Source organism: Sabulicella rubraurantiaca, assembly GCF_017355885.1.
In the GTDB taxonomy this organism is placed as follows: domain Bacteria; phylum Pseudomonadota; class Alphaproteobacteria; order Acetobacterales; family Acetobacteraceae; genus Roseococcus; species Roseococcus rubraurantiacus.
Genome location: NZ_JAFEUU010000003.1, coordinates 290703 through 306377 on the forward strand (window position 1 = coordinate 290703; position 15675 = coordinate 306377).

General features: G+C 68.3%; 13 protein-coding genes. 3 read left to right on the forward strand and 10 right to left on the reverse strand.

Translation table 11 applies throughout. From position 1 onward, the window contains the following. Positions 1-4: 4 nt before the first annotated feature. Together JTJ31_RS08230 and JTJ31_RS08235 are read right to left on the reverse strand one after the other, a co-directional pair. Positions 5-1237 (reverse strand): ROK family protein, encoded by a 1233-nt coding sequence (locus JTJ31_RS08230; RefSeq protein ID WP_207538145.1) that lies wholly within the window; start codon positions 1235-1237, stop codon positions 5-7. 153 nt (positions 1238-1390) lie between these two features. Then, a complete protein-coding gene (locus tag JTJ31_RS08235) occupies positions 1391-2413 on the reverse strand; it encodes an amino acid ABC transporter substrate-binding protein (RefSeq protein ID WP_328805706.1) in 1023 nt (340 codons plus the stop codon). 1330 nt (positions 2414-3743) lie between these two features. Between JTJ31_RS08235 and JTJ31_RS08240 the strand changes: the two genes are divergently transcribed. Further along, on the forward strand, positions 3744-4475 hold the full coding sequence (locus tag JTJ31_RS08240; protein WP_207538146.1) for an oxygen-binding di-iron domain-containing protein: 732 nt from the start codon (positions 3744-3746) through the stop codon (positions 4473-4475). 415 nt (positions 4476-4890) lie between these two features. On the opposite strand, the gene JTJ31_RS08245 is transcribed toward JTJ31_RS08240, so the two are convergent. From JTJ31_RS08245 to JTJ31_RS08255, 3 genes are all read right to left on the reverse strand, one after another. After that, positions 4891-5355 (reverse strand): hypothetical protein, encoded by a 465-nt coding sequence (locus JTJ31_RS08245; RefSeq protein WP_207538147.1) that lies wholly within the window; start codon positions 5353-5355, stop codon positions 4891-4893. Between the two features lie 71 nt (positions 5356-5426). After that, complete coding sequence (locus tag JTJ31_RS08250) at positions 5427-6065, reverse strand: Crp/Fnr family transcriptional regulator (protein WP_207538148.1); 639 nt, start codon at positions 6063-6065, stop codon at positions 5427-5429. Positions 6066-6647: 582 nt separating this feature from the next. Then, entirely contained in the window at positions 6648-7244 is a 597-nt protein-coding gene (locus JTJ31_RS08255; RefSeq protein ID WP_207538149.1) for a hypothetical protein, read from the reverse strand. 345 nt (positions 7245-7589) lie between these two features. On the opposite strand from JTJ31_RS08255, the gene JTJ31_RS08260 reads away from it, so the two are divergent. Continuing rightward, the gene (locus JTJ31_RS08260; protein WP_207538150.1) at positions 7590-8453 is read left to right on the forward strand and encodes a hypothetical protein; all 864 of its coding nucleotides are present in this window, start codon (positions 7590-7592) and stop codon (positions 8451-8453) included. A gap of 236 nt (positions 8454-8689) precedes the next feature. On the opposite strand, the gene JTJ31_RS08265 is transcribed toward JTJ31_RS08260, so the two are convergent. The 5 genes from JTJ31_RS08265 to JTJ31_RS08285 are packed head-to-tail and all read right to left on the reverse strand — an operon-like array spanning position 8690 to position 14699. After that, complete coding sequence (locus JTJ31_RS08265) at positions 8690-10840, reverse strand: DUF3141 domain-containing protein (protein ID WP_207538151.1); 2151 nt, start codon at positions 10838-10840, stop codon at positions 8690-8692. Positions 10841-10843: 3 nt separating this feature from the next. Beyond that, positions 10844-11299, reverse strand: coding sequence for a hypothetical protein (locus tag JTJ31_RS08270; RefSeq protein ID WP_207538152.1), 456 nt, complete (start codon positions 11297-11299; stop codon positions 10844-10846). A gap of 30 nt (positions 11300-11329) precedes the next feature. Next, positions 11330-12127, reverse strand: coding sequence for an enoyl-ACP reductase FabI (gene fabI / locus JTJ31_RS08275; protein WP_457852405.1), 798 nt, complete (start codon positions 12125-12127; stop codon positions 11330-11332). Next, positions 12124-13317 (reverse strand): acetate/propionate family kinase, encoded by a 1194-nt coding sequence (locus JTJ31_RS08280; protein WP_207538153.1) that lies wholly within the window; start codon positions 13315-13317, stop codon positions 12124-12126. The genes fabI and JTJ31_RS08280 overlap by 4 nt, the downstream gene beginning before the upstream one ends. Continuing rightward, on the reverse strand, positions 13314-14699 hold the full coding sequence (locus JTJ31_RS08285) for a bifunctional enoyl-CoA hydratase/phosphate acetyltransferase (protein WP_207538154.1): 1386 nt from the start codon (positions 14697-14699) through the stop codon (positions 13314-13316). The genes JTJ31_RS08280 and JTJ31_RS08285 overlap by 4 nt, the downstream gene beginning before the upstream one ends. A 320-nt stretch (positions 14700-15019) precedes the next feature. Between JTJ31_RS08285 and JTJ31_RS08290 the strand changes: the two genes are divergently transcribed. Next, entirely contained in the window at positions 15020-15673 is a 654-nt protein-coding gene (locus JTJ31_RS08290) for a 3-oxoacid CoA-transferase subunit A (protein ID WP_207538155.1), read from the forward strand. Positions 15674-15675: the final 2 nt, after the last annotated feature.

The window sequence follows — 15675 nt, forward strand, 5'->3', positions numbered from 1 at the left end:
CTGTTCAAGCCATGGGGTCGGCGAGGGGCAGGGGCCGTCGCAACGCGAATTCCTCGATGGCCAGGAGTTCCGCGGCATGGAGGTAGTCCGTGTCGGACAGGATGACGCCGGGGGGCGTCTCCGATGCCCGGCCGAAGCTTTCCGCCAATCCGGCTCTTAGTCCCTGGACATAGGAAGGCGCGGCTGCAAGCGGCCCTCCGATGATGACCCGACGCGCTGCTGAAGCGGCACCCAACGCGAAGAGATGCCTGCCGAGCACCCGGCCCGCTTCTGCCATGATCCAGGACGTCGCGGCATCGCCCGAGCAATCGCTCGCGATCGCGGAGCGCAGGGCTTGGGGGCGCATATCCTCCCAGCCTTGACCGGGAGCCTCGGCAGGCACGCCCTGCATCCGGCGGAGGATGCCATAGCCTCCTGCTTCGGCCATCAGGCAGCCCCTTGCACCGCAGACGCAGGTGCTACGGCCCTGCGCCACGGGGACGTGGCTGGCAACGCGTTCGTCGCCCCCGCTCCGGATGGGCACGCCTTCCAGCATCACGCTCACGCCAAGGCCGAATGCGACATGGACGAGCAAGCTGGATCCAGGCAGGGTCAGCCCTTCGTTCTGCATGACCCGATGCGTCTCCGCGAGACCCAGGGCATTGCCGACCGTCTCCACGGCAGCAGGCATATGGAGGTTCTTTTCTAGGTCTGCGCCGACATCCCTGCCGCGCAGGACGGCGAGCGAGGAAGCGATCACCCTCCCTCTCGTCTGCTCGACCGCGCCCGCCGTAGTAGCGGCTATACCCAGGACCCGGTCGCGCGGCATGCGTGAGCGGGCGACGAGCTGCTTCGCGGCGCGGGTGACATCAGCGACGAGCGTGCCGTAATCCTGTGGGAGAGCGGAGGACAGGGCCACCTCGCCCCGGCGTCGCCCCGAGAGATCTACCAGCGAAACCCGGCGGTCAGCGATCGTCAGGCTGATGGCCAGAAAGGCTGCGCCATTCGGGTCCGCCTCAAGCTGAACATGCCGCCTGCCACGCTGGCCTGGTTCCGCGGGTGCCTCGCGGCCTTCGCGCACGAAGCCACTCGCAATGAGGTCGCGCGTGATGCGGGAAACCGCAGCATCGGTGAGTCCGATGCGTGCCGCGACATCGGTGCGGGATACGCCTCTGTACGAGAGGATCTGGCGCATCACCAGCGATTGGTTGTGTTCCCTCAACGCAGCAACGCCGGTGCCGGGAAGTCGAACGTCCATGCTTCACCTTAGACAAGCGGCGCGCGCCTGTCCTAGCGGCACGTCCTGGCCGGACCGCCCGGGCAGGCTGCCTAGTCCCAGAGCCGCGTTGCGCCCACGGAGCCGCGCCGGGTCCACTCAACGTGGTGCCCAGCACGCTCCCTTCAGCACTGTTCAGCGCAGCGGCCAAGCGTACATCAGCCCACCCCGGGTCCAGAGGTCGTTGACGCCGCGCGGAAGGCCGATGGGCGTGTTCGGGCCGATGTTCCGCTCATAGAGTTCGCCGTAATTCCCGACCGCCCGGATCGCGTCGTAGAGCCAGCTCGGCTGCAGCTTCACGGCCTGGCTGAGATCGGGCACCGCGCCCAGCAGGCGGCGGATGGCGGGATCGGAGCTGGAGGCGCGTTGCTGCTCGGCGTTCTGGCTGGTGACTCCCAGCTCCTCTGCCTCAATGAGCCCGAACAGCACCCAACGGATCACGTCGAACCATTCCTGATCGTCGCGACGCACCACAGGACCGTAAGGCTCCTTCGAGAAGCGCTGATCGAGGATCACAAAGTCCTGTGGCCGCGTGAACTGGGACCGCAGTGCGGCAAGCTGGGTCGCATCCGTGCCGATGGCGTCGCACCGTCCGGCCTGGAGCGCAGCGGCATTGTCCTGCATGCGCTCCTGCAGCACGGGGCGGAAGGTGATGCGCTCCGCGCGGAAGGCGTCGGCGGTCACGAGCTCGTTGGTCGTACCTGGCGAGAGGCAGATGGTCATGCCATCCATGTCGCGCAGCGAGCGGATATTCGCATCACGACGGACCATGAAGCCATGCCCGTCATAGAGGTTCACCCCCACCATGCGCATGCCCAGATTGGTGTCCCGGACCATGGTCAGCGTGGTCTGACGGATGAGCACATCGATCTCGCCCGCCTGCAGGGCGGTGAAGCGCTGCACGGCCGTCAGGGGCACGAAGCGAACCTTGCTCGGGTCGCCGAGCACCGCAGCCGCCACAGCGCGGCAGAGATCGGCATCCATGCCGCGCCAGACGCCTTGACTGTCGGGCAGGGAAAACCCAGCCACGCCGACATTGACGCCGCACGCGAGGATGCCGCGTTGCCGCACACCATCCAGCGTCGGCCCTGCCGCGGCGGGGCTGGCCCAGGCCAAGCATGCCGCCAGGGTCGCGGCAATCGCGCTTCGAATCATCATGTGCTCAGCCTCCTTGATCGTGAGCCCGCAGTGGTGCCGGCGTCGCGCTTCATCTGTTCCCACTTCCCCGCCTCGCGCCGCAACCATTAAGCCGTGGCCTCGACAGAAGTCCCGGCGCGCGGGTCCGCGCCCATCCCATGCAAGCGCTGCGAAGCGCTCCATCGGCGTCAGGCCGGCGAGAATCCCGGTGCCTGCCGGAAGTCCTCTCCGCCGAGTCCCCGTCGTGCGGCAGCAGGGTGTGGGGCAAGTTTTCAGCCCTCATCTTCGGCGCTGGCGAGGTTCAGCGCCTTCGTCGCGTGGCTGCGCCGTGTGGCCCGGGAAGCCTGTCCCGACGAGGCGCCTGAGGGCCTGCTGCCATATCGGGGAAGAACCAGTCGACAAGGGTGTAGGGATCTGCGCCTTGCGGCAAGGAGGCCGCATTGCGGTCGAAGCTTGCATGCAGGATGCGGCCGGAGACGCGGCATGGCGCGGGGCAGGTTAGAGGGATGCAGATCGGGCCGTGCCTGCCGACCACGCGTGGTACGCCGCCGTGCTTCGAGCCGAAGCGCCGTCGTTGTGGACCAGCCAATGCCCCTATCGGAGCCGCAATAAAAGACAAATGCCCCCTTCTGGGTGGAAAGGTTTATTCCGCATGTTCGGGAGTATCATGCAGAAAAGAAGGAGCGTTTCGGTTGATTGTGGATTTCCTGCACAGGACGGAATTTTTGCAGCCGGAGTGCTTCCTGGCCAAAATTACCTGCTAAAAACGCACCGCTCATCGCGCGACACTCTATAAAAAAGAGGCCCCCGCCAGTTTGTCAAACCGAAGGCGGGGGCCCAGTGAGAGACGCTCTGCTCCAGATGGGAGCGGAAATGCATGCCGGGAGATGCATGCCGTCTGTGAGCCACAACCGCATTATGGTCTGATGGTTGCGCTACCCGTTTTGCGTGCAGTCACCTCTTGTGGCCGCTCGCGATGTTTTTGAGAACTCGAAGACATCGATGGGAGACCGCGAAGTGGCCTTATGGGCTGCCACATAGCGCTGCAATGAGCAGGCGCCTGACGAATGCCGAGCTAAAGCCCCTGTGCGCTTCATCCCGGCCCGCGACCTCAAGGCCCATCACAGCCCCCCGCACGGTCCCTGGCTCGGCGCGCGGCGCATCCGCCCACTCTCTTTCCCTTCGGTTCTGGCCTTTCCGGAGGCCAATGACCCACGGAGGTCTCGCAGCACGGCGCTCCGCTGGCTGCCAAGGCTTGCCGGGTTTGCATCGCCAGCAAGCAGAACGATGCGCTAGCCTGACCAAGACGCCGGCCGCTTGCCCCGCGCCGCCTCAGCAGGAGCACACCGCAATGGAAGCCCGCATCGACGAGATCGCTGACGGCATCTACCGGCTGTCGGTCTTCGTGCCAGAGGTCGCCCCACCAGCGGGCTTCACCTTCAACCACTTCCTCGTGCTCGGCGACGAGCCGCTGCTCTTCCACACGGGATTGCGGCGCATGTTCCCTCTGATACGCGAGGGGCTTGCCCGAATCATCGCACCAGAGCGGCTGCGCTGGATCGCCTTCGGCCATTATGAAGCAGACGAGTGCGGCGCGATGAACGAGTGGCTCGCGGTGGCACCGCGAGCGGAAGTCGCACACGGCCAAACCGGATGCATGGTGTCGCTCAACGATATGGCGGACCGTCCGCCGCGCATCCTGGGCGACGGTGAGGTGATTGACCTCGGCCGTGGACGGCGCGTGCGATACCTCGACACCCCGCATATCCCGCATGGTTGGGACGCCGGCGTTCTCTATGAGGAGGCGAGCAGCACCCTGCTTTGCGGAGATCTTTTCTCTCACACCGGCAATGGGCCGGCACTGACGGACATGGACGTGGTCGGGCCGGCTATCGCCACGGAGGATTTCTTCCGCTCCTCCAGCCTGCACCCTGGCATGGGCGCCACGATCCGGCGGCTCGCGGAACTTCAGCCGCGCACGCTGGCGTTGATGCACGGATCCTCCTTCGCCGGAGACGGGACAGCAGCCCTGCGAGCCTTGGGCGACGACTATGACCGCAGAGTCCGGGCGGCACTGGCCTGACAAGACGAATTCCCAAGCCGCGGACGTCGAGCTTGTCTCGGAGAATGGTGGTGCGGGAATGAGGCACACGGAGCCCAGGGAATGAGTGACAGGAACTTGGCGACAGCGGCTCCTCACCCGGAGGAAATGCGGGCTGAGGTCGATCTCCGCTTCGGAAGCGCGGCGATCCTACTATCGACTGCGTCACTCGTCCGGGCCGCACGTCGAGCCCGCTGATTGGCCAGCGTCATATCAAGGGCCGAGTGAAGGCGGGACTGGAAGTCAGCGTTCGCGAAGATGCTGGCCCGCCCGTTACGCGAATGGACAAGCGACGAGGCTAAACCCGTGTGCGCAGCCGCAAGGCTGCGCACAGCGAGCATGCCCTTCTCCCTGAACGTGTCGCGGAAGGAATACAGGCCGGTTGGGACCGGGCGCCTCAACCACGCGATGGCGTCTTCGTGGCTTCCCCCGCTGGTGCGGCAAGGGTTGCCTGCAGCGAGTTGGCAAGACGTTCGTTCTGACGGCGGAAGGCTTCGCCAAACTCCCTGATGGCCTGCTCAAGTGCTTCCGCTTCGACGCGGCAGCGGTGATCGTGGTCGTTGCCAGCGCCGCGCAGCGAGGCAGTCATCGCTTCGCCCGCCGCACCAAGCAGTCGCTGCTGCTGCTGGAGCAATGCAAGGCCAGCCTGCACCGTCGCCCAATGCGCATGCGTGAAATCCGCCCAGGAACTGATCCAGGTATCCTGGCCGTCACCTGGCAGCGGGATAGGGAAGGGTGAGGAAAGCCAGGCGAGGGCCGCGGCCGGGGAAGGCGGCGCCGCGGCTGGGCGAGGCTCTGGGTTTTGAGGAGGCAATGTCGCGCGGTCGCGTGCGGCCCGCTCCTGAATGGTATCCGTGGTCATGAGTGGCTCCTGCAACTGTGTCATGTTGCCGTGGCGGGGAGCGCGCATGGTCCACCACATGGCCGAGCCGACTATTGACCGATGTCAGCGCCAGCCCCTCCCGATCGGCATGCCCGCCGGCGCCCTTCATGCGCGGCGGCATGCAGTGCGGCAGGATCATGGATTTCAACCACCTGCCCTGAACGCGTGGCGATCATGCCTTCCCTGGCCAGATGGGCGAGGCAACGGCACAGCGTTTCCGAGCGGATGCCGAGGTGGTCCGCCACGTCCTGGCGCGAAAGCGGAAGGGTGAAGACGCTATCGGCTGCAAGCCGCTCATGCACCTCGAGCAGGAACTGCGCGACCCGCTCAGTGGCGGAGCAGCAGGCGAGTCGCACGGCGAGGCAGGTCACGCGGTCGAGCAGCGACGTATCCGCTTCCAACTCCCCTCTTTCCTCCGCGTCCTCGACGCTTTCGATCAGGCAATCCGTGGCCGCCTCGGCCGTGAGGAGGTGGTCGTCGGCGGAGCGGCCGAAGACCTGCCCCGGAAAGCGGAAATCGAGAACGCAGCGTCGGCCATCTTCCGTGTGGCGGACAAGGCGCACGATGCCGGCAAGCACGCGCAGCGATTCAGCATTGCCGTCGCCTTCGACGAATATGGTGGCCGCTTCGGGATGGCGGCGCGCTCTCCGACGAGACTGGGCGGAGGTGGGGCTCTCCAGGATGCGCATGGTCGCACTCCCCTGTGGCGGTCGATCTCCCGCATGGATGGAACAAGCCGTTCGATGCGGGCCATGCTTCGCCACACCACGCATCACGAGCCAAATTCATGGCAGTCCGAGATTATCAAGCCCGCTCGGGGGCGGGGCATTGATTCCAGTCAATGTTCGCCTGCTCAGGACAGGACAGGATCGCAGGTCGATCTGCAGACTTCCGATATCCTGCTCAGGACTGTTCCCGCGGAGCAGATGGCGTGGCATGGCCGCCATGTCGATCTGGTTCGCTGGCCAACCTAAAGATGAAGGGCCCATGGCGGCTGTTATGGCTGCGGCGCCGTCAGCTCGGGGCGCTGTCCCATGGTGCCTTCTGAGGGAAGCTTCGGGCATCCATTCGAACGGTTTCTCTTCGGCTGGGATGGGAAGCTGGAAGGCGCTTGGGACGCGCACAGCACCTGCCTTTGAGGGGAAGCGCGCATACCACCGCGGACTGTTGCGCCAATCTCGCGGCGGGCGATCACGCGCGATCCGCCACACCATCGGCGAGGCCGGCACCGGCCTCGCGTTGCTTCGGAACCAGCGCCTTATCGCCCCTGTTCAGCGGCCCATCGGCTCGACGGCGACTGCCATGGACTCCGTGTAAACGAGGTTCACGTTGTCGCCCGGCTTCAGTGTCTCCAGGAAGCGCCGCGCCTCGGGATCGCGCACGGCCACGGTGCGCGCCACGTTGGCGGGCCCGGAGAAGGTGATCGTGTGCGCGGCACGGTCCACCGCGTCTACGCGCACCGTCGCCCGCACCTGGCTGCCGACGGTGCCGGTGGGGCTGGAGCCCGGAGGTGCGTGGCGGGCGACGCCGAGCTGTTCCGTCGCGCTGCCGCCGCCGCCCTGGCCCGGACTGGCAAGCGTCGCGGCAAGGGCCTCGACATATCGGACGACCACGCGCTCGCCGGGCCTGATGCGGTCAAAATTCTCTACGGCGGGGCCGGCCATCACCGCGAATAAATTGCCGCCCGGTCCGCGCAGAACGATCTCGCGCTTCTGAGGGTCCACCGACTCGACCGTCGCGGCCACCTCGGTCGTGTAGGCGACGGTCGCGCCGGGGCGCTGCTGCGCCTGTGCCTGCGCGCTGGGCGTGGCGAGCAAGGTGCAGCCAGCCACAAGGAAAGCGTAGCCGGCAGACTTCATCATGGTCATGCGTCCATCCTCCTGCGTATGTTCGGCCGCGCGGCTCGGCGCCTTGGGCGGAACTGCGCGCAACCTGCGCCACGGGCGACCACACAGTGCCTGCGGCACCAAGGGTCACCACGCCGCGTTACCGACGCCCCGACGGTATGCTGCCTGTGCGAGCCAGGCAGCCGCTCGCGCTATCGAATTCCTCGCTGTATCCGAACGGCCCCCCCCGAACGGAGCCTGCTTTGCAAGAGCAGGGAAACTGATAGCGATCCGGCCGCAACGGGTACGATCCAAATCGCTACCGTGCGCACTCTGGATCGCGGCGAACGGCACGCCGCCACACAATCTCCGGACGGAGTATGGCTCGTGTCGCTGCTCGCTGAACTTGCCCGGCATAGCCTCCTCGCCTTCGCCGCCGTCCTGTTCCTGCTTCAGATCGGGGCGCGGGAGCTCGGCTACGCGCTGGGGCGGCGAAGCGCGAAGGCAGATGCGCCAGTCGAGGGCGTAGGCGTCGTGGTGACCAGCATGCTCGGGCTGCTCGCCTTCGTGCTTGGCCTGACCTTGGCGTACTCGAACACGCGGTTCCAGGAGCGCCGTGACGTTACGCTGCAGGAGGCGCAGTCCATCGGCACTTCCTGGCTGCGCGCAGGGGCCGTGGGCGGCACGCAGGGGGCGGAGATCGCGCGCCTGCTCGAGACATACATCCAGCTGCGCTTGGAGTTCGTCGAGGCGCCGCGCGACGAGGGCGCAGTGGCCCAGCTGAACGCACGCACCGACGAGCTTCAGGCCCAGATCTGGCGGCAGGTGACGGAGCTCACGAGCACGCGGGCCGATCCGGTCGTCACGTCACTGTTGGTCTCCCTCAACGAGACCTTTGATTTGGCCACCGCACAGCGGCACGCCTTCGCCTCCGGTCCCGCTGCACAGCTCGTCTTCCTCCTCCTCGCCATGGCCATGGCGAGCATGGGCGGCCTCGGCTACCAGTTCGGACTGCGGGGCAGGCCGCTCAGGATCATCTCCCTCGTCATGCTGGGAATGTGGACTGCGGTCCTGGTCATCATCATCGACCTCGGCGCGCCGCGGCTGGGGCAGATCCGCACCGACCCGGCCCGCTGCTCTGGACGCTGGAGAGCTTCAGGCCACCTGCCCAGCGCTAATGCCTTTGCACGGTCAGTTGCCGGAACGCTCCCGCGTCAGACGCCCATAGCTGTCGTAGAGTTGGTCCGATGAGGAGCGTCCGTCCCGCATCGAGCCCTCTACCCGGTCGGTTCCCCGGCTCGTCCCGCCACGCACGAAGGTGAGGCCGGAGCATCCTGCCAGGATGCCGAGCGCGAGAGAGACCAGGGCTGTCAAGTGGAGGGCACGGCGGCGCGGCGTGTATGAGGCGTGATCCGGCGTGGATATGCTCATCACGACCCCGATCTCCTTTGAACCAACCCCGCGGCGAGCATGAGGCTTCCGCATGGTCAGGCGATGGCCTCGGGCTGCTTGCCCTGGCGCAGCAGGGCCGCGACAGGCCCTTCGCGCACCTCTTCGACACTGAAACCCGCCACCCCGGCTGCCTTCCGCAGCGCGGCGACCGCCATGTCCCGATCCTTCGGGTCGGCGAAGATCGTCGCGAGGCCGTGTATCGCGGCCTCCCGGTCCACCCGCAGCAGCAGCGCCTGGCGGCGGGCGATCTCGCGCAGCTCCGGCGGTGTCGGGCGGTGCCGCGCCGGCAGCTCATCGCGCACGGCGCGCAGCGCCCGGTAGGTTCGCTCGTCCACGGCGCCCTGCTCGTTCATCAGCAGCAGCAGGATGCGCACCACCCCGTCACGCAGCGTCCCGGCGCCCGCCTGTACCCGCAAATCCTCGGCCTCACGCCGCGCCAAAGCACGCCGCACCGGGTCGGCGCCGAGCGGTGCCGACGGTGCCGCGTCGGCAAGCCCGGCGGCGGCCCGTGCCACCGGCGTGTCGTAGATCGCCTTGAAGATCTGCTCGCTCGCCTTGTGCCGCGCCTCCGACGCGGCCTCGATCCCGCGCTCGACCGCCTTGGCGGCGTCGCGTTCCATCTCGCGGAAGGTGTTGCCCGGCGCGCAGGGCCTGCGCGCGGCCCGGACGGCGTCGGCCGCCGCGGCCAGGGGCCACATCAGCGGGTTCATGTCGGAAATCGCCCAGCGCTGCAGCCGCAGCGGGTGGAACCGCCGCATCGCCTCCGCCACCGGCTCGCTCGCCATCGCCCGCACGGCTGGCGCGAGGAGCTGTTGGTACAGTCCGGTATTCACGTCGGAGACGCGGTTCACGACCTCGAAGGGACGCTCGCCGGCACGGTCGCCGCAGAGCGCCGCGATATCGGCGAGGCCTCGCCGTTCGAAGCGGGTGACGTAGCGGTCGGGCACCAGCTCCGCCGCGCGCATCTCTGGCCGCTTGTCCTCGATCAGCATCTCGAACAGGCCAGGCGGCAGCGCCTCGATCAGGTCGAGCAGTTCGACGAAGCCGGCATGCTCCTTCCGCGCCACGGCACCGGAGACGAAGATGCCCAGGTGTCCGACCTTCGGGTGGACGCAGTAGACGATGGTTTGCCCCTGCGCGAGCAGGTCGTCATCGGAGGCGTAGAGGTCAAGGATCCAGTTCAGCGCCTGCTGCGGCGGGGTGATGTCGTCGCCCCATGAGCAGAGGACGCAAATTGGCGAACGGATGTTGCGGAGGTCCACCCGGAGTGCCCCATCGTGCGACACCACCTCGCCGCGCGCGAGCTTGTTGCCGACGAAGAGCTGGTCCACGATCGCGGTGATCTCCTCCCGGTTCATCAGGAAGAATCCGCCCCACCAGCGCTCGAACTCCAGGAAGCGCGGCGGCTCGGTGTCCGCCTTGTCCAGCAGGTTGTAGTATTTCTGCCACCAGACATTGGCCGGGTTCAGCGACTCGAAGTTCAGCACCAAGTTCGCGCCGTCGAAACGCCCATTGCCGAGATCGCTCGAAAGGTGGGCGAGCCAGCTCCCGCCCATCAGGCCGCCGGCGTAGCGCATCGGGTTCAGCCCCGGCGCGCCCGCCCAGTAGGAGAGCGGCGAGCCGGCAACGAGGATCGGCCCTGGCAGGTCCGGCCGCACGGCGGCGAGGCCCATGATGGCCCAGCCGGCCTGGCAGTTGCCGATCACGCAGGGGCCGCCAGGCGCTTCGGGATGACGTTCGCGGACCAGCTCCAGGAAGCGTGCCTCCGCAAGCATGACATCCACGAGACGCTGGCCGGGGACCGGATCGGGAAAGAAGGTCACGAAATAGACCGGGTGGCCCAGCTTCAGGGCATTCCCGATCTCGCTATCCTCCTTGAAGCCACCGATCCCGGGTCCGTGCCCCGCGCGCGGGTCCACCACCACGAAGGGGCGCAGCGCAGGATCGGTGGGCAGGTCGTTCTGGCCTGGAAGGATGCGCAGCAAGGCGTAATTGCAGGGGCGCTCCAGCGACCGCCCGTCCAGCAGCAGCTCATGCGCGAAAGTCAGCAGCGGCGGCTGGCCCGCGGCCACGTGGCCCAGGTAATCGTTTCCGCGCTGCCTCAGCGTGTCCCAGAAGAGCACACTGCGCTGCGCGGCATCCACCGCGTAGTCGAACAGTTCGGCAAACACCGGCACGCCTGCCATGGGTCAGATCTCCTCGGGGCTCTTCCAGGTCAGGAAGAAGCCGACATCGCCTGGCATGCCGCCTGGCCAGTCCACGATTTCGGCACGGATCTGGAAGCCGCGTGGCTCCAGCTCGCGCTTGAAAAAGTCGTGAGCGCGCTTGGCGAAGCCATCGAGCGACGCCGACCAGTTCCTGTCGCGGTTGGTGATGGCGCGTCCCTGGTCCGGCAACCAGGAGGACGGGAAGCGCAGCACCAGGGCCTGCTTCTCCCCCATGTCCACGGTCTTGCGCACCAGCGCGGCGACCCGGTCCAGCGCGTCCGGCTGCACCTCACGCTCCAGGAAGGCCTGGTGAAGCTTGTCGAGTTCCTCCTTCTGCTGCGTCTCGAAGCTGCGCTGCTTGGCCGCATCCGCGTCCTTCTTGGACCGGAGGTAGCCGCGCACCGCGTCGGCGCTCAGCGTGCTGCCGGTGAAGCTCATGCTCAGTCCTCCCATCCCACCCGACGCCGGCTAACCGAGGATGTGGTAGCCGCCGTCTATGAAGAGCGTCTCGCCTGTCATCGCCGCGCCGTAGTCGCTGGCGAGGAAGACGCAGGCCGCGCCGACCTCCTCGACCGTCACCAGCCGCCGCGCCGGCGCGCGGCTCAAGACCTTTTCCATCAGCTCGTCGAAGTCGCGGATGCCGGAAGCCGCCCGCGTGGCCAGCGGGCCGGGGCTGACCGCGTGCACGCGGATGCGCTTCGGCCCCAGCTCAGTCGCCACGTAGCGCACGCAGGATTCGAGCGCCGCCTTCACCGGGCCCATGATCCCGTAATTGTCCACCACTTCGGACGCTCCGAGGTAGGACATGGTCATCATGGTCCCACCCTCCTTCATGAGCGGCTCTGCCCGGCGGGCGAGGTCGAGGAAGGACCAGCAGGAGACATCCATGGCCGTGAGGAAGCCATCACGCGGGCAGTCCACGACGCGGCCCTGCAACGCCTCCTTGGGCGCGAAGGCGATGGAGTGGACCAGCACGTCGAGTTGCCCCCAGCTCTTCGCGAGGGCTTCGAACAGAGCATCCACCTGTGCCTCGTCGCGCACCTCCAGCGGAAGGAAGAGGGGCGCCTCCAAGGCATGCGCCAGCGGCTCGACATGTGGCTTTGCCCGCTCGTTCAGATAGGTCATGGCGATGTCGGCGCCAGCGCGGCGCATCGCCTGCGCGCAGCCCCAGGCGATGGAACGGTCATTGGCGACGCCTACCACCAGCGCCTTCTTCCCGGTCAGCACGGGCGGCATGCGCGTGGTGTCATGGGCGTGATGGGTCACGGCAGCGCTCCCTCGGTCGCAAGCGCGGCGATTGTGTGCCGCGCGATCATCAGGTTCTCGTTGGTTGGGATGACATGCGCCGCGACGCGGCTGGACGTCGTGGTGATGCGCGGGGCGCGCGCCGCATTGGCCGCGGGGTCGAGCTCGACGCCGAGCCAAGCGCAGGCCTCGCAGATCGAGGCCCGGATGGGCGCCGCGTTCTCGCCGACGCCGGCGGTGAAGACGATCCCGTCCAGTCCGCCAAGCGCTGCCGCAAGCGAGCCGACGCTGCGCGCGACGCGATGGACGAACACTTCCAGCGCGAAGCGCGCGCGCGGCTCCTGGCTCGCCAGCAGGTCGCGGAAGTCGGAAGACACGCCGGAAAGGCCGAGCATGCCGGAGCGGCGGTAGAGGAGAGCTTCGACCTCCTCGACGCTCATGCCCTCCTCGCGCAGGAAGTGCAGGACGACGGCGGGATCCAGCTCGCCGCACCGTGTGCCCATCGGCAGCCCGTCGAGCGCGGAGAAGCCCATCGTGGTCGCCACGCTGCGTCCCGCTTGCATGGCGCAGAGCGAGGCGCCGTTGCCGAGATGCGCGACGACGACACGCCCATCGGCGAGGGCCGGCGCCACTTTCGGGAGGACGGAGGCGATGTGCTCGTAGGACAGGCCGTGGAAGCCGTAGCGGCGCACGCCCTTCTCGGCATAGGCGAAGGGGATGGCGAAGGCCTGCGACACCTCCGGCATGGTGCGGTGGAAGGCGGTGTCGAAGCAGGCCACCTGCGGCAGGTCCGGAACCACCTCCAGGGCGGCGCGGATCGGCGCGAGGTTGAAGGGCTGGTGCAGCGGTGCGAGCGGGCAGAGGCATTCCAACTCGTCCAGCAGCGCAAGCGTCACGCGCGCCGGGCGGTCATGCGCGGCCCCGCCATGGACGACGCGGTGACCGAGCGCGGCGAGCCGTCGCCTACCGAGCTGGCTGCGCAGCCATGGCAAGATCCAGGTCAGGGCATCGGCGGGGTTCGCTGGCCCGGCACCTTCCAGCGGCGGCCCCGTCAGCGCGGCACCGGAGGAGTCCTTCGCCCGGAAGCCGGGTCGCGCGCCGATGCCGTCCACCTGCCCGTCGAGCAGGCTCCGCCCATCCTCGAAGACCGAGAATTTCAGCGAGGAGGAGCCGGCATTGACCACGCCGACGACAGTGCCGGGGTCGCTCATGCGTGGCCTCCGCCCCTCTCCGCTGCGGCCGCCAGCATGCGCGCGAGGGCGATCGAGGCGAGGCGCGAGGTGACGCTGTCGGCGCGGCTGGTCAGGATGACCGGCACGCGCGCGCCCAGCACGAGGCCCGCGCTGTCCGCGCCCGCGAGGTAGCTGAGCTGCTTGGCGATCATGTTGCCGGCCTCGAGGTCCGGCGCGACCAGGATGTCGGCGTCGCCCGCGACGGGCGAGGTGATCTTCTTCACCGCCGCCGCCGCGCGGCTGATGGCGTTGTCGAAGGCGAGCGGGCCGTCGAGGATCGCCCCGGTGATCTGCCCACGGTCCGCCATCTTGCAGAGCGCCGCGGCCTCCAGCGTGCCGGGGATCTTCGGGTTCACCGTCTCGACCGCGGACAAGATCGCGACCTTTGGCGCCTTCTCGCCGAGCGCCCGCACCGTGTCCACCGCGTTCTGGACGATGTCCACCTTCGTGGCGAGGTCCGGCGCGATGTTGATCGCTGCGTCGGTGATGAAGAGCGGCTTGTGGTAGGACGCGACGTCCATGGCGAACACGTGGCTGAGCCGCCGCGTGCCCCTCAGCCCGCCCTCGCGCGAGACGACGGCGGCCATCAGCTCATCCGTGTGCAGGCTGCCCTTCATCAGCGCGGCGGCACGCCCGTCGCGGCAGAGGCGCACGGCTGCCATGGCGGCCTCGTGCGGCGTCCCCGCCTCGACCACCTCGCACCCGTCCAGCGAGGCGCCGGCCTCGGCAGCGGCGTGCTCCATCGCAGCGCGCGGGCCGACGAGGATCGGCAGGATCGCCCCGCCGCGGAGCGCCTGGAGCGGACCCAGAAGGCTGTCCCGGTCGCAGGGCCATGCGACGGCCACGCTCAGCGATGGCGCGGCAGCGGCGCGTTCCATGAGCGCCTCGAGGTGCCGGTGATGGTGCAGGATGATGTCCGGGCGGTCGGCCGGTGGCAGCGTCACGGGCTCGGCCGGGAGGCGCACCGTCACGGCGCCTTCGGCCACGCGGCCGCGCGGCGCCTCGACGACCAGGGCGATCACCGCGCTGTCTTCCGCTGGACGGGATGTCACCGTCCCCGTCACCCGGACCGTGTCGCCCGGTGCGGGGACCATCGAAAGGCGCAGATCCTCGGAGAGGAGCCGGCAGCCCGGGCCCGGCAGGTGCCGCGTGACGAAATCCAGCACGATGCCCTGCAGCATCAGCGCCTCGGCGGCGTCAGGCGCACCGGCGTGGTCGCGCCCCGGCACGCCGAGCATCGCCGCGGCGACGTCGAATGCCCGGTCCTGCAGCGCCCGCTCGGCGGTGGCCGTGAGCCCGATGCGCACGTCGTCCCGGGACGGTCCGGTGTGCAGCTGAAGATGGTGGGTGCCGATGCTCACGACCGTCGCCTCTCCGCCTTTCTGTCAGCCGTGCACGATCAAGGCTGCGTCGTGGCGCGCCGGCCGTCGCAGCCGCGAACCGCGCAGAGCCGTCGCCTGCGGCAGCGGCCGCAGGATCGGTTCCCCTGCCGCGGCGCAGCAAGTGGCGAGGCTGTCAAAAAACGTCCCGTTTGACCGGGTCGCACCCGCGACGAGGTGGCCAGGAATTCCGATAGCGTTCGGCGGCGACGGCAGGTGCGATGATGACTAGCGTGAGCCGCACGCGGCCCGCGCGGCGCCGGTGGCTGCACCGTCGGCGCAGGCACGCGCAGGAGACTGCGATGCGGATCGCCATCAACGCCGAGGAAGCAGCCAAGCTGGTGCCCGACGGCGCCAGCGTGATGGTCGCCGGCTTTCTGGGCGTGGGCACGCCGGAGAGGCTGGTCGAGGCGCTCGTCGCCCGCGGCGCGCGCGGCCTCACGGTCATCGGAAACGACACGGCGCGGCCCGGGCTCGGGATAGGCAAGCTGATCGACGCCGGATGTGTCGCGCGCGTCGTCGCCTCGCACATCGGCACGAACCCGGTGACCCAGCGGAAGATGCTGGCTGGCGAGATTCAGGTGGACCTGGTGCCTCAGGGCACGCTGGCAGAGCGCATCCGGGCGGGCGGCGCCGGGCTGGGCGGCGTGCTGACGCCGACCGGTGTCGGCACCGCCGCAGCGGACGGCAAGCGCGTGATCGAACTCGACGGACGCGAGTTTCTGCTGGAGCCGCCGCTGCGCGCCGACGTGGCGCTGCTGCACGCGCACGAGGCGGACCACTTCTTCAACCTCGCCTACCGGCTGACGGCGACGAACTTCAATCCGGTCATGGCGCTCGCCGCCGACTGCGTGATCGCCGAGGCCGACGAGGTCGTGCCGATCGGCGTGATTCCGCCCGACGCGGTCCGCACCTCCGGCATTCTCGTGGATTACCTCGTGGCACGGGGGCGATGAGC